This window comes from Halomicrococcus pelagicus, from assembly GCF_050954125.1.
Genome location: NZ_JBPBWC010000013.1, coordinates 93,162 through 114,984 on the forward strand (window position 1 = coordinate 93,162; position 21,823 = coordinate 114,984).

A 21,823-nucleotide genomic window follows, 5' to 3' on the forward strand; every position below is an offset into this window, starting at 1 on the left:
GGACGACGGCTACTCGGGCGCGGACCCCACGTCAGCGGCGGCCGACGATTCTTCCGACGCCGGCGACCTCAGGGTTCGAACGTCTCCGTGCGCCGGTCGGTTCGTACGCCGTGTTCCGCCGCCTCGACCGACTCGGGAGGATCCGTGGCCACGTACCGCGACCGGAGGCTCTCCTGCACGGCGTCGCGCACGCTCGCTCTGGCCGCCGCGCCGATGGACGTCCCGCTCCCGGCGAAGGTCGCCGCCTCTCCGTCCGGGTCGGACGCGACGATCACGGCGTCCGTGGTCGTGCCGGGAAATCCGGTCTCGGCCAGCATCGTCGCGGTCTTCGCCTCGACGGCGACCGACATGAGCGTCGCGAGACTCCCGTCGTCTACGGCGCGGGACGTGCCGAGGATCACGTTCACCGTGCCTGGGGTCCACTCGCCGGACTCGGCCTCGGTCGAGGGACCGTCGTCGTCCCCGCTCGTCGGAAGCGCCGCGGGGTTCGAGATGCCCGCGGTGACGACGGCCTTGACCGCATCGCATCGCGCCCCGCAGGCGTGGCGCAAGTCGACGCCCGTGAGCAGGGTCGGGCCGGCGCGTTCGAACCCCGCCTCTCGGCGTCGCTCCCCGATGTAGGCGTCGAGGTCCGTCCGCTCGAATCCCTCCGGCACCGAGACGTTGTAGGCCGCGTCGGCATCGACGTATCCGCCGCCCCACCCGCTGCTCAACCACCGGGTCCCGCCCCGACGGGCCTGCAAAACCCCGTTCCGGACGGTGAGCTCAAACATCTTCGAGGACGTCGAGCAGTCGGTCGTTCTCCGCCGGTACCCGAACCGCCACGCGAACGTGCGAGTCGAGGCCGCGGAACGTCGTCGCGTCGCGGACGGCGACGCCGCGCTCGCGGGCGCGTCGCACGACCTCCTCGACGTCTCGCTCGCCCACGTCGAGCAGCAGGAACGGCGCGTCGGAGAGATGGACGTCGAACCGGTCGGCGAGCGACGCTCGCATCCGGGCGCGCTCGTCCCGGACGCGCTTTCGCGTCTCCGCGACGAACTCGGTGGCGTCCATGCAGTGGACGCCGACATCGGCTGCGGGCGTGCCGAGCGTCCACGCCCGTCGGGCGATTTCGAGACGCTCCCTGGCGGAACCGGTCGCAACAGCGAAGCCGGCGCGCAGTCCGGGGAGGCCGAACAGCTTCGTCAGCGAACGGGCCGCGACGACGCCCGGACGGCCGGCCAGCGAGTCCCGGTCGGTGAAGCCGAGGAACGCCTCGTCGACGAGCAACGGCGTGTCTGCCGCCCGACAGCGGTCCGCGTACGCCAGCAGTCGGTCGCCGTCGTAGGCGTCGCCCGTCGGGTTGTTCGGGTTACAGACGACGACGAGCGCGTAGTCGGCCGGGTCCGTTTCGAGGATGCGGTCGTAGGGAACGTACTCCGCGTCGGCGCCCTGGAGGCGCACCTCACGGGCGTACTCGCCGAAACTGGGGTACGGAACGAGCACCGGGTCGCCCGCGGAGACGGTCGTCTCGATGGTCAACCGGATAGCCGCGAGGCCACCCGGAGTCGGGACGACCTGGTCCGGCGAACAGTCGACGTACGCGGCCGCCGCGCGACGGTACGCCGGGTAGTCGTCCGGCGGATACGTCCGCGACCGTTCCAGCGCGTCCCGATACGCGTCCTCGACGCCGTCGGGCGTCCGGGGGTTGGTGTTCGCGCTGAAGTCGAGTAGCGCCGGGTCGTCGGTGCTCCCGTGCGGAACGCGCTCCGCGCCGTCGACGGCGTCGGAGTTCACGGTCGTCCCCCTCCGGCGTCTCGCGCGAACGCCTCCGCGACCGCGGCGTCGGACTGTCGGTTCACGTTGACGGCGAGGCGGGCATCGTAGGTAACGTGTGTGGTTTCCGCGTCCGATTCGCCGACGACGTTGACTCCCGTCGGGGCGAGTTCCCGCCCGCTGGCGGTGAACGTCGTGTCGGTACCGACGCCGAGTCGCCGCTTGAGCACGGCGGGAACGCACGTCGTCAGCGAGCCGTGGTCGTGGCGGGCGAGCGTCCGGTCGACGACCGCCCCGTCGAGCAGCGGGAGGTCCGAGACGACCGTCAGGACGGGCGGATCGACACGTTCGAGCGCGTACCCGAGGTCGTCGACGTAGCCGTCGCCCGGCGCGTCGACGACGGACGCCGACGTCGAGCCGAGGTGCCGGCGCGTCGCCGGCGTGTGCCCGGAGACGACGGCGTAGACGTCGTCGACGCGACTGTCGTCCAGCGCGGTTCGCACCCGGTCGACCATCGGCGTGCCGCCGACCTCGAACAGCGGTTTCTCGACGGGCGCGTCGAGCCGGGTCCCCTCGCCACCGCACATCAGGAGAGCGTCCACGCGACCACCCCCGCGTGCAGTGCGACGACGCGAGCGAGTTCGTTCGCGGCCCCGAAGACGTCGCCGCTGATGCCGTCGAGCCACGACCGGGCCCACCATCCGACGCCGAGAGCGGTGACCAGCCCGGCGCTCACCGAACCGGCACCGACGACCGTCGGCCGGGCGAGAGCGACCGCGGGCACCGCAAGGAGGAGCGCGACGGCGAATCCGCCGACCGTCTGGTCGACGAGCGCCGCCCCGAGTCCGTCGTGGGCGGGCGACCCGACCGCCGCGAGTGCGGCCATCCCGAGCTTCGCACCGACTTCCGACGCGACGACGGCGGACAGGGCGGCTACGATCGGAAGCCGGGCCAGGCCGAGGCCGGCCAGCGCGAGACCGGCGACGCCGAGACCGACGGCGAGGACCGCGCCGACGCCGACCGTCGTGTCCTTCATCACGGCACGGCGTTTTTCGGCACCGTGGACCGCGGCCGCGTCGCCGAGGTCGGCGAGCCCGTCGACGTGGTTGACGCCCGTGACGCCGTACGTGACCCCGAGGAACAGGACGGCGCCGACCGACGCGGGGACCGGAAGGACGAACGGCACCGCGAGGAGCGCACCGATGACGTATCCGGCGAGCGTGAACGCCGCGGGCGTCCGTCGAAACGCCTCCCACGCTCCCCGGTCCTGGCCGACCGGCAGCCGACTCAGGAATCCGAGCGCGCCGCGGAGCGCGGTCAGAACCACGCGACCACCCCCGTCGCGGCGTACGCGAGCAGGCCGGCTCGATGAACGACGCGCACGCCCCGCTCCACGTCCTCGACGGCGGGCAGCCGTGCGCGGGGGTTGAGCGTGTAGACCTCCGGCTTCTCGAAGCGCGTTCCGAGCGCGGCGGCGAGCGTCGCCATCGGCCAGCCGGAGTTCGGCGACGGCGGCTCGTTCGCCCAGGAGCACACCGCTCCGAAACCGCCGGTCGCGGTTCCCGCGAACGCGATGAGGACGGCGCTGGCTCTGGCCGGCACCCACATGACGACGTCGTCGAGGCGGGCGCTCGCCCAGCCCACGGGTTTCGAGCGATAGCCGAGCATGGAGTCCAGCGTGTTGACGGCCTTGACCCACGCGGCGGCGCCGGCGGCGACCGGGAGCGAGAACGGCGCACAGGCGGCGAACGCGAGCAGCGGCGCGACGAGGCCGTCGGCCAGGTTCTCGGAGAGACTCTCGGCGACCGCGCTCCGCACCTGGCCCGCCGAGAGGGTCGCGGCGTCGCGCCCCGCCAGCGCCCGGAGTTCGTCCCGGGCAGCGTCGAGGTCCGTCTCCGTCGCGCCGTTGACCTCGTCGGCCGTCTCGAGGAGCATCCGCATACTCGTCGTCGAGAAGAGGACCGTTCCGGCGAGCGCGCTGCCGACGAACGGATGCACCGCCACCGCGCGCCACACCAGGAGTCCGGCGACGACCGCGGCGACCGCCGGAAACGCCAGCGCGACGAGGACGCCCGCCGCGCGGGGAGACGGCCAGTCGCGGTCGACAGTCGCCGTCGCCCTTCCGAACCAGACGACGGGGTGCAGTCGTCGCGGCGGCTCCCCGACGGCCCGGTCCAGCACGAACGCGAGCGCGACCGCAGCCACCCCGGCGAGCGTCATTCTGCGCTCTCCAGGTGCGAGGGTACCGCCGTCAGCGGCACGTCCTCGAGCAGGACGCTCGTCGCGCCCGCCGCGGTCGCTCCGCCGTCCATGTCCGGGTCGTCGCCGACGTGACGGAGCTCCGACGGGGAGACGTTCAATCGTTCGGCGACGCATTCGAAGGCCCGCTCGTCGGGTTTTCGCCACCCGCAGCCGACGCTGCTGACGACCGCGTCGAAGGCGTCGGCGCGGAGCTCCGACCGCGAGAGGACGCGCGGGACGAGACCTGGGACGCTGCAGTTCGAGAGCACGCCGACTGGTCCGCGTTCGGCGGCGGCACCGACGGCGGCGCGAGCCCCCCGCTTCGTCCGGACGGGCGTCGCGAACGCGTCGAGGAGCGTCGCCCGTACCTCCGCCTCGGACGCCGCGACGCCGCGGCTGTCGAGCCCCGCGACGACGTGGTCGACCAGCGAGAGCTCCGCGCCGGACTCCGTCTCCACGTGTCGTTCGGCGTAGGCTCGCTCCCAGTCCGACGGGACGGGAACGTCCCGCGCGGCCAGTTCGGTCGCGACCGCTCGCGCGGGGTCGTCCGGCGGCGTCACCTCGACCAGCGTCCCGAAGAGATCGAACGAAACTGCCACTGCAGTACCGTACGAAGGTGGGATATTTCAACCTCGGGGACCGCCACCGCTCCGGCTGCGTCTCCGGGAGTCGTACGTCGAGCCGACTGCCGTCGGTCCAGGAGACGCCCGACGGCGGTGCTACTCGCCCATCCCGAGTCGGTCGTAGAGGAACGTCCACTCGTCGACCTGCTCCGTGACGAGCGCGGCGGTCGACGGCCCGCCCCCGTGGCCGGCGTCGGTCTCGGTCCGGAGGAGGAACGGACCGCCGTCGGCCTCGGCTTGCAGCCGCGCGGTCATCTTCCGGGCGTGGGCGGGGTGGACGCGAGTGTCCCCGACTGCGGTGGTGAAGAGGACCGGCGGGTAGTCGACGCCCCGCTCGACGTTGTGGTACGGCGAGTACTCGCGGATGTACTCGAACGCCTCGGGGTCCTCGGGGTGGCCGTACTCGGTGGTCCAGGACTCCCCGAGCAGGAACCGGTGGAACCGCAGCATGTCCAGCAGTGGCACCGTACAGCGCGCGGCGGCCCAGAGGTCGGGGCGCTGGGTGACGACGGCACCGACCGACAGGCCTCCGTTCGAGCGGCCGGTGACCGCCAGCCGGTCGGGGTCCGCGTAGCCGACCGCGCGGAGATGCTCGGCGGCCGCGACGAAGTCGTCGAAGGTGTGTTGTTTCTCCGCCAGCATCCCGGCCTCGTGCCACGCCTCGCCGTACTCCTGCCCGCCGCGGGCACACACCTGGGCGTACACGCCGCCGTCCCCGAGGAAGGGGAGACGGAATCGGTCGAAGCTTGGCGGCCTGCTGGAGCGGAATCCGCCGTACCCGTGCAGCACCGCCGGGTTGTCCCCGTCTCGTTCGACGTCCGCCCGGTGGCAGACGAACACGGGGACCTCGGCTCCGTCGGTCGAGTCGACGAACTCCTGGCGGACGACCAGCCCCTCGGGGACGTCGACGTCGGCCCGCGCGAGTTCGCGACGGTCGCCGGTGGCCGGGTCCGCCCGAACGAGCGTCGGCGGTCGGTGGAACGACTCCACCCGGTAGAGCACCGCTTCGGCGTCGTCGACCCGCAGGTCCGACACCGACGCGTAGTCGGGCAGGTCGAGGTCGCGAACGTGGCCGCCGTCGCGGTCGTAGACGGCGAGCCGCGAGTGGGCGTCTTCGAGGTACTGCGCCACGACGTGCTCGGTCGTCACGGCGAACGACTGGAGGATTCCCGCACGCTCCGGCAGCACCGTCTCGCACTCGTCGAACGCGAGGTCCCCTTCGCGTAACCGCCCGAGCGAACAGGTGAGGAGGCGCTTGCGCGGAGCTTCGTGGTCGGTCTGGAGGAAGACGGTGTCTTCGTGGAACACCACGAACGTCTCGGCGTCGCCGTCCGCGACGACGGGTCGCAACGCTCCGTCGACCTCGACGTACCAGTCGATGCCGCCGCCGACCGCCGAGAAGCCGACCGCCAGCGTCCCGGACGCCCGGTCGGTCCTGACCGTCGGCCAGACGTGCTGGTCGTCGTGTTCGAGCAGCGTCTCCTCGCTCCCGTCGAACCGCCAGTGGCGCAGTTCCGTCTCCATCTGGGCGCCCGCATCCGCGCCGCCGGTGGCGACGTAGTAGAACCCTTCGCCGTCGGCGTCCCACGCGAGCATTCCGGGACTCACGGCGTCGAACCCGATCAGTCCGAGATGCACGCGGCCCCGGTCTTCCAGCACGGCCACCGTCTCGGCGTCGGGCACGGTCGCGACGTGGACGTCGACGTGTTCGTCGCCGCCCTCGGTGACGGCGTAGGCGACGTGCTTGCCGTCGGGAGCCGGCAGAAACCAGCTCATCGACCGCGTCGGCGCGCCCTCGTCGTCGTTGGCCGGCCACGCGTTGGGGTCGACCAGGACGGTCCCGTCCCCGTCCGGCGACTCCCGAACGAGCAGTCGAGCGTGATCGTCGTCGGGCGCCTCGACGGTCTGGAAGTACCGGCCGTTCTCCGCCTTGACCGCCCCGTACTCCGTGACCTCAGCCAGCTTTTCCATCTCCGGGCGCAACTGCTCGCGAGTAGCGGTGTCGAGGTGCGTGTCGGCGTAGTCGTTCTGTGCCTCGGTCCACTCCCGCACCGCCTCGCCGTCGCCCTCCAGCCAGCGGTAGGGGTCCGGAATCTCGGTTCCGTGGAGGGTCTCGGTGACGACCTCTCGTCGCGTCGGCGGCGGTTCCGGTGACTCTTCGTGGCCCGACATGACGTCGAATAGATAGTTCCGGCCTCTATCTGAAAAGCGTAGGGGGTCGTGGCGACGGACGTGCGGTCTGGCGAGTCGTACCCGCTCTCGGCGTCCGCGGACCGGTGGTCGCCGCCGTCCAGCGCGGTCCGTCAGCGGGTCTCGGTTCCGACGGTCTCGCGGGTCGTGGTGCGGCGGCCTTTCGCCCAGCCGCCGATAGCGCCGGCGACGGCACCGGGAATCGCCTGCGCGAGCAGGACGGCCAGACCGAGCGCGAATCCCGTGACCGCCGGGAAGACCCCGGCGAACAGGGTCCCCAGCACCAGCCACGCGACGAGCAGGACGAGCCCTCCGACGACCGTGGCGAGGCCACCGTGGACGGCCCCGCGTCCCGCGCCGACGACCATGTATCCGGCGACCAGGCCGCCGACGAGGCCGGGGAGTGCCTGCGCCAGCCCGGACGTCCCTGCCGGCGGGACGAGCCAGGCGACGAGTATTCCGAGGACGAACGCGGTCAGGAATCCGGTGAGGACGGCTCTCCAGTTGATGTTCATGCTCGGGTGGAGGGAGGCGCCGGGAATCGATAAGTGTTCTTTAAAAGGTACGGTACGTTCGCGGTTTCGGTTTCCCTCCCTCCGTCGGTACTGAAGCACCTCCGATGGATCGACTCGCAGTCGTTCGGACCCGCAACGTGAGTCCGGAGCGACGCGTCGACGAGCGGTAGGACGGCGCTGTCAGCCGAACCCCGGATAGTGTTAAGAGCGTACGTGCCGTCGTCGATTCGTATGCGCGTCGTCTTCGATGCCGACGGCCTCAAAGAAATCACCTACGAGATGGACGCTCCGCCGCGGAAGAACGAGGTGGTCCGTCTTCAGGACGACGTCTACAACGTCGTCGAGGTAATCTGGCGGACGCGGAACGAGGGAGACGGGTTAGAGCCCGTCGTCGAACTGCACCGTAGTTCCCTCTGAGTGCCTCTCACGTCTCCACGTGAGGTAATTCGGCTCTCGCGTTTTCGGGGCTTCGAGGTCGACGAAGCGGTCGCCACCGTCGCCTGCGGCCCGAACGTCGGGTCGACGGCGGTCGTGTTCGCCCGAACGAATTATCCGAACGTCTAGCGTAGCGCTCACGCTCGGGGGAGGGAGATGAAGTTCCGGAACGACAAGGAGTCAGGACGGTCGGGACTCGGCTGGACGCTGTTTGCCGTCGCGCTCGCGCTGGTCCTCGTGGCGTCGCTCGGCGCGTACCTCGGCTGGCTGATATTCGGTCTGTTCCTGTACTACGTCGCGCGACCGATTTCCCGCTGGCTCCAGCACCGCGGTGTCTCGTCGGGCGTCGCGTCGTTCGTCACGATGGCGGTCATCGTCCTCCCGTTCGTGGGACTGCTCGGCGCGGTCGTCGTCGTCGCGGTCGGCGAACTCTCGGCGGTACGTCCGGCGGATATCGAGCGATTCGCACGAACGTTCTTCCCGGGGTTCGACGTCGAGACGATACCGACCGAACCGGCGCGGGTGTACGAAACGGTCACGGAACTGCTCAGCGACCCGTCCATACAGTCCGTTCTCAACCAGTTCGGCGCGTTCGTCGGCGCGTTCGCGACCCAGATGTACAACCTGTTTCTCACGCTCATCTTCGTCTTCTTCCTCGTCCGTGACGAGGATGCGATCACCGACTGGTTCCGGCGCACGGTCACCGACGAGGGGACGACCTACGACTACCTGCAGGCGGTCGACCGCGGTCTCAGTTCCGTCTTCTTCGGGTACACGCTCACCATCTTCGTCATCGTCATCGCGTCCGCGATAATCTACAATCTCCTGAATTTCGTCGCACCGCCGAGTATGGCGATTCCGATGACGGTGCTCGTGGCAATCGCCACCGGCCTCGCGACGCTCGTTCCGCTGGTCGGACGATCCATCGTGTACCTCCTCGTCGTCCTCTATCTGGGCGTCGTCGCGGTCCGGACCGACCCGACCCTGCTCTGGTTCCCGCTCCTCTTTTTCGTCGTCATGGGTTTCGCGTTCGACAACGTCATCAGGACGTACGTCCGGCCGTACCTCTCCGGACGGCTGTTTCATACCGGGCTGGTCATGTTCGCGTACCTGCTCGGGCCGCCGATTTTCGGCTGGTACGGTATCTTCCTCGGACCGTTCGTCATGGTCGTCGTCGTCCAGTTTCTCTGGGTGGTGGTTCCGCGACTACTCCGCGAACGCCCGGCCGATGACCCGACCACGGGCGAACGTGCCGGTGAGGAGCGTCCTCCAGACGAGAGCGCCGAAGGAGAACGAGCGGAGTCCGACGAGAGCCGTCGGGACGAGGACCCGTCCGTCTGAACCGAACGGGTCCGCGCCGCGAGGTCGCGCCGGCGGGAGGGCCCGGTGGTAGTCAGAGGCACAGTCGGCGACGGCGCGGCCGGGCGACGCAGTCCGACGACGCCGTACCGGGCCTGGTTCAGAAAATCGCGTCAGCGTACGCGCCGACAAGTGACGCACCCGTGACGTTATCGGATTGGATGTCGTGCGGGTGGTATGCGTCTCGTTCAAGTGATGATTCCGGAGGGACGACGGGATTCGGTCCTGGCGGCGCTGGACGGACAGGACATCGACTACGCAGTGGTCGAGGAGACGGGACGGGGCGAGTTCGAGGCGCTGGTGTCGTTTCCCGTCCCGCCGAGCGGCGTCGAGCCGGTGATGGACGACCTGCGCGCCGCCGGCGTCGAGGGGGATGCCTACACCATAGTCCTGCCGACCGAGACCGTCGTCTCCCGACGCATCGAGAAGCTAACTGAGCGGTATTCTGGCCTTCGGATCTCGCGCGAGGAGCTGATGGCGCGAGCGGAGGACCTCGCACCGGCGCTGTCGACGTACGTCGCCCTGCTCATCCTGAGCACCGTCATCGCGACCACCGGACTGCTGCTCGACTCGACGGCGACCATCATCGGCGCGATGGTCGTCGCACCGCTGATGGGACCGGCAATCTCCACGAGCGTCGGAACGGTAATCGACAACGCGGCGATGTATCGGCGCGGCGTCGCTCTCCAGGTCGCCGGGCTGTTGCTGGCCATCGCCGTCGCGGCTGCGCTCGCCGCGCTCGTCCGGGGGACGGTCCTCGTGCCGCCGGACCTCGAAATCCGGCAGGTACCACAGATCGCCGAGCGGACCAACCCGAACTTCCTGTCGCTGTTCCTCGCGCTCGGGTCCGGCGTCGCGGGCGCCATTAGCATCTTCCGGGGTGCCGGGTCGGCGCTCGTCGGCGTCGCCATCGCCGTGGCGCTCGTGCCGCCGGCCGCGACCGCCGGCATCGGTATCGCGTGGCTCGACTTCGGCGTCGCCGTCACCGCGACCGTCCTCGTGCTCGTGAACCTGCTCGGCATCAACCTCTCGGCGCTGCTCGTGTTCTGGTTCGCCGGCTACCGACCGCCCGAGGCGGCGGCCGCGGACCACGCGAGGGCAGCGGTCCGGTCGAACACGATCCGCATCGTAGCCGGCATCGTCGTGCTCTCGGTCGTGCTCGCGGCAGTCACGTTCGCCTCGTACCAGGCGACGACCTTCGAGAAGGAAGCGACCGCGGAGGCGGAAGCCGCGCTCGGGAGTCCGGAGTACGACAGGCTCGACTACGTCGACGCGGAGGTCGACTACTCGCCCGCCGACGTGCTGCTCAGTCGCCCGGCCTCGGTGGAGGTCGTCGTCGGCCGTCCGGCCGGCTATCGGCCGCCGCCGGACGTCGCCAGTCGGCTCGACCGCCGGATAACGGACGCCACCGGACGGGAGACCGGAGTCCGGGTCGGGTTCATCGAGGAGCAGCGGTCCGGGGCGGCCGATGTCTCAAGGAGCGTTGGGTAGCGTGCGCTCACTCGACCACCGTGACGTCGAACTTGCTCCGCCAGCGATATCGCCGGCCTCCCCACACGAAGGTTCGGCGAGCGAGCGCGTAGGCCATGAGCGGTAACTGGACGAGTATCGCCGGATAGGCCAGCAGCGCCGTCCAGCGACGGACGCCGAACATGGTGTAGATTCCCGCGAGGAGCAGCGTGGTGACGCTGAAGGCGTACGTCGGCAGGAGCAGACAGAACGCGGCGACCGCCGCCGTTACGGTCCCCATGAGCGCGGTGTCTCTCGGTTCGTGCCGGTGGACGATCTGCGTGAAGCGGACGTGTCGTTCGAGCGTCTCGCGGATCGTTCCGCCGATTTCAACCCGTCGAACGCGTCTGAGAGGGGTCGCGTCCAGATGTTCCGAGAGCAGGCCGTCGTCGCTCACCGTCCGCCGGAGTTCGGCGAGGAACGCGTCGACGTCGAGGTCGTCGCGCTCGAACATCACGGCCCCGCCCCACGCTTTGTCGTTCGCGTAGGCCCCGAGCGTCCCGCCGAGTGCGTAGACCGGTTCGAGGAGAAGCGAGAGCGGGTCGCGCCCGACGAAGAAGGGAAGCTCCGACACCGGGCCGTGCCGTTCGTAGTCGGCGTGGAGACCGGCGAGCCAGGCCGGCGGGTGGTGAAAGTCGTCGTCAGTCCACACGAGTCGGTCGTGTCGAGCGCTCTCCATCCCCGTCGCGATGGCGTTCGCCTTCCCCGAACAGCCCGTCGGTTCCCCGGCGACGACGAGGCGGGCGTTTCCGGGAAGGTCGTCGCTGCGGTCGGCGATGGCGTCCGTGTCCTCGTCACAGATGACGAGGAGTTCGTCGGCCGGACGAAGCTGGTCGGCCACGTCCGCGCAGGCGGACGTCCATCGAGTGGTCGGAAGGAGAACGCTCGTCGGCGGCACTTCGTCCATCGTTTCCGTCTCGGACCGGGAGGGAGAAATGTGTTTTCGTTGATACCAGAGTCGTGGAGGTCGGCGAGCGGTCGCATCGGACGCGCCCCGAGTACCCGATACGACGACGCCATCGTGAGGCGGGGTGGCGACGAACGCTCAATCCAGGTCCGCCCGACCGAATCGGACGTATCCGAACAGGGGTGCGACGACGGCCCAGACCACGAGAACGGCGAACGAGAACTCCGCGGAGACCCAGACGGTCTCTACGTTCCCCGGATGCGTGAGCAGCGGATGGTACCGTTCGGGTTCGACCATCAGTTCGTTCGAGACCCTGACGTAGGCGTTCATCGGATTGATGCGCCCGAGCAGGAAGTACCACGCGGGGGTGTCCCGGTACACCGACGCTTCGGCGAGGCGGAGACCGACCATCTGGACGCCCATCCAGCCGAGCCGAAAGACGACGAAGACGCCGACGAGAGCCGCCACGCCACGCGTCACCGAGCTGAACGTCCCCGAGATGCTGAGACCGAACCCGACCCAGACGACCGCGTAGAGCAGCGTCACGACGCCGAACAGGAGATACTGTCCGAGATACACCGTCGGATAGGTGAGCAGGACGACCGCCGTCGCGACCGCGAATCCGACGATTGCGGTCCCGAGGACGATGCCGATTCTGCCGAGGTACTTCCCGGCGTACACCGTCGCTCGCGAGACGGGCAAGCCGAGCGTGAACCGAACGGCACCGGAGGCCCGCTCGTTAAGAACTGCCCCGTACGTCGCGACGAGGACGACGAGCGGGCCGAGAATCGAGAGCAACGACCCGCCCGCGAAGATCGTCTCGTCGGTCGTGAGCGGTGGAGCGTACGGGCTGTGGAGCAACTGTTGAACGAAGGCGGTCACGGCGGTCAGTAGCAGGAACGCGACGCCGAGACCGAGCAGCGTTTGGTCCCGCCTCGACTGGAGGACGTCGCGTCGCATCACGAGCAGGACTTTCCGTCTCACGTCGGGTCACCGCCCACGCGCTGCAGGACGGGCGTATCGTCGGCGTGGCGGCCGCCCGATTCGGTCGTGTATCTGGAGAATATCTCCTGGATCGACGGTTCTTCGGTCGTGAAGTCGACGAATCCCGCGTCGGACCGGTGAATGCGCTCCAGGACGGCGAGTTTCGTCTCCCCGCCGCGACATTCGACGACGATACGGGAACCGCTGGCGGAGACGGTGGCGACGCCGTCGATTCCCCGGAGGTCTGCCAGAACCGACTGTGGCGTCCGCTCGACGGTCACCGTCAGCGTCGTTTCGGCGGCGAGTTCGTCCCGGAGTTCGGTGACGGTCCCTTCCGTGACGAGTCGTCCGTCCAGCAAGATTCCGACGCTGTCACAGACCGCTTCGACTTCGTCCAGGATGTGGCTGGAGAAGAAGACGGTCGCGCCGCGCTCGCTCTCCTCGCGGACGATTTCGCGGAGCCGACGGGCCCCGTTCGGGTCGAGACCCGTCGAGGGCTCGTCGAGGATCAGCAGTTCGGGGTCGCCGATAACCGCGGCCGCGATGGCGAGTCGCTGCCGCATCCCCTTCGAGTATCCGCCGGCCTCGCGGTCGCCGGCGTCCTCCAGGTCGACCCGGGCGAGCAACTCGTCGGGGTCGTCGTCCGCCCGTTTCATCGCGATAGCATGTTCGAGATGCTCTCGACCGGTGAGATTCTCGTAGATGTCGTACCCTTCGAGGAGGACGCCGGTTCGCTCTCGAACCGCGATGCTGTCCGTCTGGGCGTCGAACCCCAGGACCGAAACGGACCCCGACGTCGGTCGGATGAAGTCCGTCAACACGTTGATCGTCGTCGACTTTCCGGCTCCGTTCGGGCCGAGGAATCCGAAGACGGTACCCTCGGGCACCGACAGGGAGAGCGAATCGAGCGCGGTAACGTCGCCGTACCGTTTCGTGAGCTCGGTGATCTCTATCGCTGGCATGGGTCCTCCCGTTCTCTACGGGCAGCGGGGAGCAGTTGGAGGGCTGACATCGGATATGTGTGCTCGGGGAGAGATTAAATAGCTGAGGGTGTCCCTGCAGCAGCCGCCGAGACGAGCGTTCGACGGGTCACGACGGACGAGTACGGCGACCGGAAGACGACTCCTCCCCGCGAGTCGACAGAAGTCGGGAGGGAGCCGGAGGGCGTGCCGGACACCGACGGAACCAGGTCCGATTCGGGTGGTCGTCCGCAAGGAGGGACCCGTACGTGTCGACCATCTCCGTTCGGTAGTCGCCACGGTTTCACCCGTCTCCGGAGGGAGACCGGTCCAGACCCCAGACGGTCCGAAATGGTTTGTGACTCGTGGTCCATTGACGAACCGATGGTCGACGCACGGGAGTACCACGAACGAACGAAACACTCGATGGAGAGCGTCCGCAACGACGCTTTTTCGCTGGACTACGCGAACAAGCCGCGGCCGTACAAGGTGTACGAGGACCGCCCGCGCGTCTCGCCGCCGGAGCCGATGCGGTCGGTCGAAGAGCCGGCGCTGTCGGCCGTCGCGAACGCGAGCGCCGACCCGCGGGACGGGGAAAACGCATCCTCGGTCGATTTCCGGAATGTCGTCACGCTCTGCCATTACGCCACGGGCGTCACGAAGGAACTGGAGAAGCAGGGCCGGCGGATGCGCTTTCGCGCCGCGTCCTGCACGGGGAAGCTCTACCACGTGGACCTGTACGCCGTCGTCGGCGACGTCGACGGGGTCGCCCCGGGCGTCTACCATTTCGACCCCGACTCCGGGTCCTTCGACGTGCTCCGCGAGGGCGATTACCGCGGCGCGCTCGCACGGGCGGCGGGAAGCCAGCGGTCGGTGTCGAACGCACCGGTAACGTTCGTCGCCACCTCCGAGTGGTGGCGCAACGCCTGGAAGTACCGCGAGCGAACATATCGCCACGCGTTCTGGGACTCGGGCACCATCCTCGCCAACCTGCTGGCCGTCGCGCACGGGACCGGACGCCGAGCGACCGTCGTCACCGGGTTCGCGGACGACGCCGTCACCCGACTGCTCGGCGTCGACCCCGAGGAGGAAGCGCCCCTCGAACTCGTTCCCGTCGGCAGCGGGGACCCCGTCCCGGACGCGTCGGACGTCGCGGCTATCGACCCAGACGAGACGCCGCCGTCGGAGGAGGTCGTCGACTATCCGCTGGTCCCCGACGCGTGGCGCCAGAGCAGGGTGGCGGACGGCGAGGCGGCGCGGGCGTGGCGCAACGGCTTCGACGAACTCCCCGAAGACGCCCTCGGAACCCACGGGCCGGGCGACGGCGAGACGATCGCGCTCGACCCGGTCGACGCCGAGACGGCGTCGAGTCGTCCCGTGAGCGCCACCGTCGAGCGCCGGGGGTCGTTGCGGGAGTACGGCCACGACGCCGTCAGTCCGCGACAGTTCGCCACGGTGCTCGACCGGGCGCTTCGCGGCGTGCCGTTCGACTGCCTCGGGTCCGACGGCAGTCGGCGACTGGTCGACTGTTACTGTCTTGTCCACGCCGTCGACGACGTTCCGAGTGGAGCCTACCAGTACCATCCCGAGGCGAACGTCCTCGAACGTCTCGGCGACGCCGACCGTCGCACCGCCGGCCGCCTCGCGCTCGGCCAGTCGGTCGTCGGCGACGCCGCGGTGAACGTCTACCTCATGGCGGACGTCGACGCCGTCGTGGAGGCGGTCGGGAATCGCGGCTATCGTGTCGCCCAGTTGGCGGCCGGAATCGAGCTGGGACGGCTGTACCTCGCCACCTACGCCCACCGCGCCCTGGGCGGCCGCGGCTTCACGTTCTTCGACGACCTCGTGACCGAGCAGTTCTCCCCCCGGGCAGCGAACCAGACGCCGATGACGCTGTTTGCGTTCGGGAAACCGAAGACGTGACTCGTCCGTGGCCCGGTCGGGGCGTGGCTCGCAGTCCGGCGGTCGCCGACGCGAACCGCCGGCCGTGTCACCTAAGGGAACTCCCTGATTTTAGCCGGGGGAGGCACACCAGATGGCTGACTTCGAGGCGCTCCAGGAATCGTTCTCCGAGGCTGAGGGTGACTACGCCGCCTGGAGCGAGAAGTACACGCCGGACCACCGCTATCACGAACTGTACGACCGGACGACGCAGGTAGCCAGCCACGATGACGCCATCCTCGACGTCGGTGCCGCCCCGTTCCACTTCACGTACCTCCTCGACGACGCGGGGTACGACGTCGCAGGTATCGACCTCGACCCGTCCCGGCACGCGTCGTACGTCGACGAGCACGCGTTGACAGTTCACGCGTGCGATATCGAGACCGAACCGTTTCCCCTCGCGGACGACAGCGTCTCCGTCGTCCTGTTCTCGGAGGTCCTCGAGCATCTGCGGCAGAACCCGCTCCACGCGATGGAAGAGATCGAGCGAGTGCTGGAACCCGGCGGGACGCTGTTCCTGTCGACCCCGAACGCCCACTCCATTTTCGACCTCTACGACTATCTGCTGGGAGGTAACGTCGGACCGTCGCCGACCAGCGAGTACGCGGAACTCAGCGAGCGAGGCCACATGGGTCACGTTCGACACTGGTCGACGTCGGAGGTCAGAAAACTCCTGACCACCTACGGGTTGACGGTGGTGAGCGTCGACTATCAGAACTGGCACTACGTCGACGACGACGCCTCCCTGAAGATGACGGTCGCGGAGCGAGTGACGGACCTCGTCCCGCGACTCCGGCGCTTTCAGCTCGTCACCGCCAGGAACCTCTTCCCTTGACATCCTCCCCGCCCTGAAGGGCGAGGATTCCCACGGCACCGCACCGCTGGGGTGGGATGTTTACGGTTTGTAGCCACCGCGTTGGACGGCTACTGGCTGTGCCAACCAGCCGTTACTCCTATCCTGGCAGGGGATTCGGAGGTACTTTTGCTGACTGCACCCCGAAGTCCCACCACAGAAAGAGGGTGCTTTCTGAGTGGAATCAGGGAATCCCGATATTGTCCGAGTAAGTGGGCGGGCAGGCCGCCTCGGTCGACTAATAGTACGGGATTGGATGACTTAAAACAGCCGTCCTGCACATCGAACGTGGTCTGTGGTGGGGGTGAGGATTTATCCCCGCCGTAAACGGCGGGGCTTTCTCCTCGCACTTCCGTAACGGTAGCGTCCAGCCATCGCTGCCGAACGAAGGGGGTCGGAGTCGTGCGCTTCGCTCCGGCCCGTCGAAACGGCCGCCCGCGACGCGATCGTCGTGCGGAGGACGGGGCGACGCGGCACCGCGGTCGTTGTGGCGTCGGTCGCCGACGTCCTCGGCGCGACTCGTTCCTTGCTACTAGCTATCGCTTCTCTATCCTCTGCCGGAGGAGTCGCGGGTGCTGGTCGGTACCGAGGTGCTCTGGAAACCATCCGGAAGCGGAGCGTCGGAAAGAACGCCGTCGGCTTCGGCGATGTCGCGTCGATTCGTCGGGAATGACCTAATCAGTTCGAGCGAATCCTTACCCACGGCCGGCGCTTCCGACAGAGACACGCCGGCGAACCCCGGCGAAGAGGAACGACAACCATGATAGGAACCGACCACAGTGCGGGTGACGGTGTCGAGCGGTGCGAGACCTGCGCCGTCCAGACGCCGCACGACGTATCTATCGAAATTCGCACCGAAAGCGACAAAGAAAAAAAACGCCGAGTTCTCTCGCGAACCGTACCGAGTTACTCGCTGCCGGATGTGCGGCGAAACGGCGAGCCAGCGGATGAACAACGCGTGACCGCCCAGCTCGCTGTCGACAACTGATTCTTCGATTTCGACGTCTCCGCGACCCGGAGCGGCCGCGCCGTCGCCGATCGGGGTCCGTCTACTCCAGCCTCGTTCCGTCTCGCGGGCAGTACTCGTACGCGTCGTCCGTCGTCCGAAACCCGCAGGCGGGACACTCCCGGACGGGTTCGTCCGGTTCGCCCCTTCGAAACAGGAAGGGGACGAACGGGACGAACAGGAAGAACGCGACGGTGTCGAAGTACCACCAGAGGAGAGCGCTGACGAGGAGGCTGCCGACGAGGCCGACCACCGCGGTGACCGTTCGAGAGCGAACCATGCGTCGTCCGGTAGGCGCTCGACCGGGAAAAGCCGACGGGGGCTCCGTTGCCGTCGCCGGAATAGTTGAGTCGGCCGCCTCGGTACGGACACTTAGTGAGACGGCATCTGTTCGGAACCCTCTGTGGGCTGGTCTTCCTGATGAACTTCGGGCGAACGGTGTTCGCACCGTTGCTGGAGCCGCTGATGGTCGCCTTCGCGGTCGACAAGGCGACCGTCGGCGTGCTGGTTTCGCTGGTATGGCTCGGAACCGCGATTCCGCGCATCCCGATGGGGTACGTCCTCACCCACGTGTCCCGTCGTCGAGCGGTCCTCGCCACCGGCGTTCTGCTGTCTGCAGCGTCGGGGCTCCTCGTCGTCGCGAACTCCCTGATCGTCGTCCAGGCCGGGACGCTGCTGCTCGGCGTCGCCACCGGCGCGTACTTCGTCGCCGCAGTGCCGCTCATCGCAGAACTCTATCCGAACGCGGTCGGCCGAAACGTCGGCATCCACGGCGCGGCCGCCCAACTGGCGGCGGTTCTCGCCCCGAGCATCGTTATCGGCGTCCTGTTTTTCGCCTCGTGGCGGGCAGTGTTCGCCCTCCTGGCGGTCGCTGCGGTCTCGTTCAGCGTCGTACTGGCCGCGGTCGTTCGAGAGTCCCAAACCGCCGACGGCGCCACGCCCGACCGCGAGTTCCTCGCCGCCCTGCAGTCGCACTGGCGACTCGTCGCGACCGGACTCCTGATGGTCGGCGTCGCCGGCTTCACCTGGCAGGGACTGTTCAACTTCTACGTCACGTATCTGAAAGCGACCAAAGGGATACCGGCTTCGACGGCGAATCTCCTCCTCACCGTCGTGTTCGCGGCCGGACTGCCCGCGTTCTGGTTCGGCGGACGGCTCGCCGACCGCCTGCCACACGTTCCCTACATCCTGGCCATCCTGACGGGGTTCGTCGGTTCGGTAGTCGCGCTCACTCGCGTCGGCGATCCGCTCGCCGTGCTCGTCGTCTCGATCGCCATCGGCTACTCCATCCACAGCCTCTTTCCCGCCCTGGACACCTACGTCCTCAGCGCCCTCCCGGACGAGAACCGGGACGCCGCGTACGCGTCGTTCACCGGCCTCTCCCTGTTGGTCGAGGCGAACGGCACCGCAGCCGTCGGCACGCTGACCGAAGCCGGATACGGATTCGACGCGGTGTTCGGCGCGCTGGCGGCGCTCGTCGGTGCGGTAGTACTGGTGGTCGCGGCGCTGTACGTGACGGGGCGCCTCCCCAGTGGCGGGTGACGCGGGTACCGCCGATACGTCGTCGCCGGTTTCGGCGCGTCCCTCGTTACCACGGTTCCTGGAGAGGATTTATGGGCCTGATTTCCTATCATTACGTGTGGATTCCCCGTTCGACGTACTCGGAGTCGATCCGGATGCGGACGAGGCGGAAATCGTCGAATCGTATCGAGAGCGGGTGAAGGAGGCACATCCAGACCAGGGTGGATCCGTTAGCGAATTTCGGGCGGTTCGGACGGCGTACGAGCGAATCCAGGCCGGATACGGGACCGAGGAGTACGACCCCGAGCGCGAGGGCATCGTCGAACAACGGCAACCGGGAACCCAGGTCGAGTACATAGATTACGCGATTCTCGACGACTACGCCTGGGACGTCGACGACGAAAGCCTGTTCGAGAAAGCAGCAGACGAGGGACTGGACCCGGCGGACGGCGGTCGGTTCCGGGCGCCCCCCGACGAGACCCTTCTGGAGGCCGCCGAGGACAGCGGACACGCGTGGCCGTACGCCTGTCGAGGTGGCGCGTGTGCGAACTGCGCCGTCGCCGTCCTGGAAGGAGAACTGGAGATGCCCTCGAATCACGTTCTCTCCTCGGACATGATCGAACGCGGTCTCCGACTGTCCTGCATCGGCACGCCGACGACGGACGAGATGAAGGTCGTCTACAACGTCAAACACCTCCCCGACCTCGACGAACTCCGGTTACCACCCCGCCAGTTCGGGCAAGCGCACTCCGACGATTAGCCGCCACGCCGGTCGCCGTTCAGGTCACCCGTCCCCAGGTTCGCCCGCAATCACGACGTCCGCCTGACCGAGAACGGCGTCGACGCTCGCCTCGTCACTCCGGGACCACCAGCGGTAGGTCCAGTGGTTCGACTCGACGTTCGCGTCTGCCGGCCGCGGCCGTCGTCACCGGCAGTCGGCTCGTTACGAGTCGGTGAGGCGGAGCGACCCGTCTACCTCGTAGAGATATCCCCGTGAGAGCAGCCGTTCGAGGATATCGTCGGCGGCCGGTTTGTCGAGACCTTCCGCCTCCGCGAGGATCGAGTACGCTCGGTCGTAGCCGAAACTCTCGTTCGCAGGGACTGCCGTGGCGAGGGCGTCGACGGCGTCCTGGGCCAGTGGCGTGAGCGAGGAATCCCCATCCGAGGCCATAGCGGTAGTTTCGACCAGGAGGCAAGTAAACCCCGGGGACGATACCTCCGTGAGTTCGGGTCTCTCCGCTGGCCCCGGACCGGTAGTAGCCGGGAGTCGCTGCCGGAGCAGTCGCGCGTTCGACGGCGGCGAGCGTGCCGCCGGCGTCTACTTCGCCCAGCCACCGTGCATGTCGTCCGCGACGTTGTTCCGCCAGGCTTCGAATCCGGACTCGCAGTCCGGATGGTCGTCGATGTGGTCTACGAATCCGGCGCCCGGATCCGCAAGCTCCGCTTCGCAGAACGGACAGTGGTTCGGGTCGTTCCAGGTTGGAGCCATGGACGAACGGATGGACTTCGGCCTCGCGTATAAATTCTGTCCCAATATGGCTTATGTACCTATAATGTGTTAATATGCCATTTTACTTCCGGCAGTCACGTTGTCCTCGGGAGTTTATTCGGGCTTCCAGTCCAGTTTGAGCGACACGGTTTCACGGCTCCCCCGGAGCACGGACGACGACTCTCGAACGCCGACCTCGTAGGCGATTTCCTCCCGGGGCGAGAGGGTGACCGTCTTGTTTCCCACGTCGATGTCGGCCTGCTCACTGCCGCGAAGCTGGTCGGCGATCGCTTCGAGTCGGTCCGCTGCCTCGTCGCGAGCGATTCTCTCCTCGTGTAGCGTTTTTTCGGCCATCGAAACGTTCTATTCAACCGTTTTGCACAGAGGTTTTGGGCAAACAGTACGGCCGAGAAAGACAGCGCCGCGTCTTCGAGGCCGGGAGAGAACTCGGACGCCTCACTCTTCGTACCACGAGAGGTTGACGTACCGACCGTACAGGCCGTCGGGAGTCGGAACGTCACCGACGACCGTCCATCCGTCCGTTCGCTTCGCGAGCAGCGTTCCCCGGTGCGTTGCGCCGACGAGAGTGCCGTCGACTTCGGTCCATCCGACGACGACCTCGTCGGGGCGTGGAGACTCCACGACGGCCAGCGTATGGCCGTCCCGACACTCCAGCAGGGAGGGGTCGGCGTCGTGGTCTTCCCATCTGTTCGGCGGGACGCGTGCTGCGGACGTGTACAACACGCCATCGTGGGTGCAGGCCGTTCGAAAGTACCGCTGTTCGATGGTCTCGTCGAGCCGCGTCCACGACCGACCGGCGTCGTCCGTGTGGTACAGGCCGACGCCGGTTGCCGCGACGTACTCCGAGGGGCCAACGACGTGGAGTGCGTGAACGTCGTCGTGAACTCCCGCCTTGCGCTCCGTCCACGTTTCTCCGGCGTCGTCACTGACGTGGACACCGCCGGGTTCGACGCCGGCGATTATCCTGCGCGGCGAATCGGGATGTGTACGGAGACTTCGAACCTGGGCGACGTCGTCGTGACGCGGCACTCCCCACTCCGCGCGGGACGGGAGGTCCAGGAACCCCTCGAGTTCGCGCCACTCGGGTGGCGCCGTTCCCAAAGTGCTATCCCCGGAAAAGGACGTAGCGACGTACACCCCCGTCGGACGAGTTCCGGCGTAAATCCTGTCGCTGCCGGGGTTCGCACCGACGGCGTAGACTGTCTTCCGGGGGACCTGGAGATCCGTCCACTCGATACCGTCGAGCGAGTGGTACAGTCCGGTCTTCGTCGCGGCGGACACGCCCGTTACGGCGTCGAACTGACGAACGCGCTCTACCCTCGGGGCGTCGAGAACCTTCTCGACGTTCGTCTCGTCCGTTTCGCACAGTCCAGTCACGCGATAGGCACCGTCACCGGTTCCAGCGACGAGCATACAACGTACTGCCTCGCATACGACTTGAACGCTTACTGAAACTCGTTGTTGAAATATAGTTTACATCTACGTGCCCGTCGGAGGTTCGGCGACTGTATCCGA

At 67.9% G+C, this 21,823-nt stretch carries 23 protein-coding genes and 1 pseudogene; 8 read left to right on the forward strand and 16 right to left on the reverse strand.

All coding sequences use genetic code 11. The features are described from left to right. Positions 1 to 68: 68 nt before the first annotated feature. From ACRYA2_RS19180 to ACRYA2_RS19215, 8 genes are all read right to left on the reverse strand, one after another. On the reverse strand, positions 69 to 773 hold the full coding sequence (locus ACRYA2_RS19180) for an adenosylcobinamide amidohydrolase (protein WP_433631856.1): 705 nt from the start codon (positions 771 to 773) through the stop codon (positions 69 to 71). Next, the gene (locus ACRYA2_RS19185; RefSeq protein ID WP_433631858.1) at positions 766 to 1,776 is read right to left on the reverse strand and encodes an aminotransferase class I/II-fold pyridoxal phosphate-dependent enzyme; all 1,011 of its coding nucleotides are present in this window, start codon (positions 1,774 to 1,776) and stop codon (positions 766 to 768) included. Before ACRYA2_RS19185 ends, ACRYA2_RS19180 begins: the two co-directional genes overlap by 8 nt. Continuing rightward, positions 1,773 to 2,342 (reverse strand): NTP transferase domain-containing protein, encoded by a 570-nt coding sequence (locus ACRYA2_RS19190; RefSeq protein WP_433631957.1) that lies wholly within the window; start codon positions 2,340 to 2,342, stop codon positions 1,773 to 1,775. The genes ACRYA2_RS19185 and ACRYA2_RS19190 overlap by 4 nt, the downstream gene beginning before the upstream one ends. Next, a complete protein-coding gene (gene cobS, locus ACRYA2_RS19195) occupies positions 2,342 to 3,082 on the reverse strand; it encodes an adenosylcobinamide-GDP ribazoletransferase (RefSeq protein ID WP_433631861.1) in 741 nt (246 codons plus the stop codon). The genes ACRYA2_RS19190 and cobS overlap by 1 nt, the downstream gene beginning before the upstream one ends. After that, positions 3,073 to 3,975, reverse strand: a complete 903-nt coding sequence (gene cbiB / locus ACRYA2_RS19200; RefSeq protein ID WP_433631863.1) for an adenosylcobinamide-phosphate synthase CbiB — start codon at positions 3,973 to 3,975, stop codon at positions 3,073 to 3,075. The genes cobS and cbiB overlap by 10 nt, the downstream gene beginning before the upstream one ends. Beyond that, the gene (locus tag ACRYA2_RS19205; RefSeq protein ID WP_433631866.1) at positions 3,972 to 4,595 is read right to left on the reverse strand and encodes an HAD family hydrolase; all 624 of its coding nucleotides are present in this window, start codon (positions 4,593 to 4,595) and stop codon (positions 3,972 to 3,974) included. The genes cbiB and ACRYA2_RS19205 overlap by 4 nt, the downstream gene beginning before the upstream one ends. A gap of 120 nt (positions 4,596 to 4,715) precedes the next feature. Next, on the reverse strand, positions 4,716 to 6,791 hold the full coding sequence (locus ACRYA2_RS19210; protein ID WP_433631869.1) for a prolyl oligopeptidase family serine peptidase: 2,076 nt from the start codon (positions 6,789 to 6,791) through the stop codon (positions 4,716 to 4,718). 131 nt (positions 6,792 to 6,922) lie between these two features. After that, a complete protein-coding gene (locus tag ACRYA2_RS19215; protein ID WP_433631871.1) occupies positions 6,923 to 7,324 on the reverse strand; it encodes a DUF5518 domain-containing protein in 402 nt (133 codons plus the stop codon). Between the two features lie 231 nt (positions 7,325 to 7,555). Between ACRYA2_RS19215 and ACRYA2_RS19220 the strand changes: the two genes are divergently transcribed. From ACRYA2_RS19220 to ACRYA2_RS19230, 3 genes are all read left to right on the forward strand, one after another. Further along, positions 7,556 to 7,741 carry a hypothetical protein gene (locus ACRYA2_RS19220; RefSeq protein ID WP_433631874.1) on the forward strand — a complete coding sequence of 62 codons (186 nt, stop codon included), beginning with the start codon at positions 7,556 to 7,558 and terminating at the stop codon, positions 7,739 to 7,741. 174 nt (positions 7,742 to 7,915) lie between these two features. Next, positions 7,916 to 9,100 carry an AI-2E family transporter gene (locus tag ACRYA2_RS19225; protein ID WP_433631877.1) on the forward strand — a complete coding sequence of 395 codons (1,185 nt, stop codon included), beginning with the start codon at positions 7,916 to 7,918 and terminating at the stop codon, positions 9,098 to 9,100. Positions 9,101 to 9,295: 195 nt separating this feature from the next. Continuing rightward, positions 9,296 to 10,609, forward strand: coding sequence for a TIGR00341 family protein (locus ACRYA2_RS19230; protein WP_433631879.1), 1,314 nt, complete (start codon positions 9,296 to 9,298; stop codon positions 10,607 to 10,609). Between the two features lie 7 nt (positions 10,610 to 10,616). Here ACRYA2_RS19230 and ACRYA2_RS19235 read toward each other — a convergent pair whose 3' ends face one another. From ACRYA2_RS19235 to ACRYA2_RS19245, 3 genes are all read right to left on the reverse strand, one after another. Beyond that, positions 10,617 to 11,534 carry a glycosyltransferase family 2 protein gene (locus ACRYA2_RS19235; RefSeq protein WP_433631882.1) on the reverse strand — a complete coding sequence of 306 codons (918 nt, stop codon included), beginning with the start codon at positions 11,532 to 11,534 and terminating at the stop codon, positions 10,617 to 10,619. Between the two features lie 138 nt (positions 11,535 to 11,672). Further along, entirely contained in the window at positions 11,673 to 12,518 is an 846-nt protein-coding gene (locus ACRYA2_RS19240) for an ABC transporter permease (protein WP_433631885.1), read from the reverse strand. Next, positions 12,515 to 13,480 (reverse strand): ABC transporter ATP-binding protein, encoded by a 966-nt coding sequence (locus ACRYA2_RS19245; protein WP_433631887.1) that lies wholly within the window; start codon positions 13,478 to 13,480, stop codon positions 12,515 to 12,517. The genes ACRYA2_RS19240 and ACRYA2_RS19245 overlap by 4 nt, the downstream gene beginning before the upstream one ends. Positions 13,481 to 13,861: 381 nt before the next feature. Between ACRYA2_RS19245 and ACRYA2_RS19250 the strand changes: the two genes are divergently transcribed. The 3 genes and pseudogenes from ACRYA2_RS19250 (at position 13,862) to ACRYA2_RS19260 (ending at position 17,233) form a co-directional block, all read left to right on the forward strand. Continuing rightward, positions 13,862 to 15,400, forward strand: a complete 1,539-nt coding sequence (locus ACRYA2_RS19250) for a SagB family peptide dehydrogenase (protein WP_433631890.1) — start codon at positions 13,862 to 13,864, stop codon at positions 15,398 to 15,400. A gap of 112 nt (positions 15,401 to 15,512) precedes the next feature. Beyond that, positions 15,513 to 16,253, forward strand: coding sequence for a class I SAM-dependent methyltransferase (locus ACRYA2_RS19255; RefSeq protein WP_433631892.1), 741 nt, complete (start codon positions 15,513 to 15,515; stop codon positions 16,251 to 16,253). 778 nt (positions 16,254 to 17,031) lie between these two features. After that, positions 17,032 to 17,233, forward strand: a pseudogene (locus ACRYA2_RS19260) (DUF7835 family putative zinc beta-ribbon protein). Between the two features lie 87 nt (positions 17,234 to 17,320). Here ACRYA2_RS19260 and ACRYA2_RS19265 read toward each other — a convergent pair. Next, positions 17,321 to 17,557 carry a hypothetical protein gene (locus tag ACRYA2_RS19265; RefSeq protein ID WP_433631895.1) on the reverse strand — a complete coding sequence of 79 codons (237 nt, stop codon included), beginning with the start codon at positions 17,555 to 17,557 and terminating at the stop codon, positions 17,321 to 17,323. 95 nt (positions 17,558 to 17,652) lie between these two features. On the opposite strand from ACRYA2_RS19265, the gene ACRYA2_RS19270 reads away from it, so the two are divergent. Further along, entirely contained in the window at positions 17,653 to 18,819 is a 1,167-nt protein-coding gene (locus ACRYA2_RS19270) for an MFS transporter (RefSeq protein ID WP_433631898.1), read from the forward strand. Between the two features lie 97 nt (positions 18,820 to 18,916). Beyond that, complete coding sequence (gene fer / locus ACRYA2_RS19275) at positions 18,917 to 19,558, forward strand: ferredoxin Fer (protein ID WP_433631900.1); 642 nt, start codon at positions 18,917 to 18,919, stop codon at positions 19,556 to 19,558. A 183-nt stretch (positions 19,559 to 19,741) separates the two neighbouring features. On the opposite strand, the gene ACRYA2_RS19280 is transcribed toward fer, so the two are convergent. From ACRYA2_RS19280 to ACRYA2_RS19295, 4 genes are all read right to left on the reverse strand, one after another. Beyond that, positions 19,742 to 19,969: a hypothetical protein gene (locus tag ACRYA2_RS19280; protein WP_433631903.1), complete on the reverse strand. Its 228-nt coding sequence runs from the start codon at positions 19,967 to 19,969 to the stop codon at positions 19,742 to 19,744. A 147-nt stretch (positions 19,970 to 20,116) separates the two neighbouring features. Then, positions 20,117 to 20,287: a DUF7501 family protein gene (locus ACRYA2_RS19285; protein WP_433631905.1), complete on the reverse strand. Its 171-nt coding sequence runs from the start codon at positions 20,285 to 20,287 to the stop codon at positions 20,117 to 20,119. A gap of 114 nt (positions 20,288 to 20,401) precedes the next feature. Continuing rightward, complete coding sequence (locus tag ACRYA2_RS19290; RefSeq protein ID WP_433631907.1) at positions 20,402 to 20,641, reverse strand: amphi-Trp domain-containing protein; 240 nt, start codon at positions 20,639 to 20,641, stop codon at positions 20,402 to 20,404. Between the two features lie 102 nt (positions 20,642 to 20,743). Continuing rightward, a complete protein-coding gene (locus tag ACRYA2_RS19295) occupies positions 20,744 to 21,721 on the reverse strand; it encodes a WD40/YVTN/BNR-like repeat-containing protein (protein WP_433631910.1) in 978 nt (325 codons plus the stop codon). Between the last annotated feature and the right edge of the window lie 102 nt (positions 21,722 to 21,823).

Excerpts from the sequence above, each read along its gene's own strand:
- ACRYA2_RS19180 (WP_433631856.1), bottom strand. The coding sequence starts at position 773 with ATGTTTGAGCTCACCGTCCGGAACGGGGTTTTGCAGGCCCGTCGGGGC.
- ACRYA2_RS19190 (WP_433631957.1), bottom strand. The coding sequence starts at position 2,342 with ATGTGCGGTGGCGAGGGGACCCGGCTCGACGCGCCCGTCGAGAAACCG.
- cbiB (WP_433631863.1), bottom strand. The coding sequence starts at position 3,975 with ATGACGCTCGCCGGGGTGGCTGCGGTCGCGCTCGCGTTCGTGCTGGAC.
- ACRYA2_RS19210 (WP_433631869.1), bottom strand. The coding sequence starts at position 6,791 with ATGTCGGGCCACGAAGAGTCACCGGAACCGCCGCCGACGCGACGAGAG.
- ACRYA2_RS19215 (WP_433631871.1), bottom strand. The coding sequence starts at position 7,324 with ATGAACATCAACTGGAGAGCCGTCCTCACCGGATTCCTGACCGCGTTC.
- ACRYA2_RS19220 (WP_433631874.1), top strand. The coding sequence starts at position 7,556 with ATGCGCGTCGTCTTCGATGCCGACGGCCTCAAAGAAATCACCTACGAG.
- ACRYA2_RS19225 (WP_433631877.1), top strand. The coding sequence starts at position 7,916 with ATGAAGTTCCGGAACGACAAGGAGTCAGGACGGTCGGGACTCGGCTGG.
- ACRYA2_RS19230 (WP_433631879.1), top strand. The coding sequence starts at position 9,296 with ATGCGTCTCGTTCAAGTGATGATTCCGGAGGGACGACGGGATTCGGTC.
- ACRYA2_RS19235 (WP_433631882.1), bottom strand. The coding sequence starts at position 11,534 with ATGGACGAAGTGCCGCCGACGAGCGTTCTCCTTCCGACCACTCGATGG.
- ACRYA2_RS19245 (WP_433631887.1), bottom strand. The coding sequence starts at position 13,480 with ATGCCAGCGATAGAGATCACCGAGCTCACGAAACGGTACGGCGACGTT.
- ACRYA2_RS19250 (WP_433631890.1), top strand. The coding sequence starts at position 13,862 with ATGGTCGACGCACGGGAGTACCACGAACGAACGAAACACTCGATGGAG.
- ACRYA2_RS19255 (WP_433631892.1), top strand. The coding sequence starts at position 15,513 with ATGGCTGACTTCGAGGCGCTCCAGGAATCGTTCTCCGAGGCTGAGGGT.
- ACRYA2_RS19265 (WP_433631895.1), bottom strand. The coding sequence starts at position 17,557 with ATGGTTCGCTCTCGAACGGTCACCGCGGTGGTCGGCCTCGTCGGCAGC.
- ACRYA2_RS19280 (WP_433631903.1), bottom strand. The coding sequence starts at position 19,969 with ATGGCCTCGGATGGGGATTCCTCGCTCACGCCACTGGCCCAGGACGCC.
- ACRYA2_RS19285 (WP_433631905.1), bottom strand. The coding sequence starts at position 20,287 with ATGGCTCCAACCTGGAACGACCCGAACCACTGTCCGTTCTGCGAAGCG.
- ACRYA2_RS19290 (WP_433631907.1), bottom strand. The coding sequence starts at position 20,641 with ATGGCCGAAAAAACGCTACACGAGGAGAGAATCGCTCGCGACGAGGCA.
- ACRYA2_RS19295 (WP_433631910.1), bottom strand. The coding sequence starts at position 21,721 with ATGCTCGTCGCTGGAACCGGTGACGGTGCCTATCGCGTGACTGGACTG.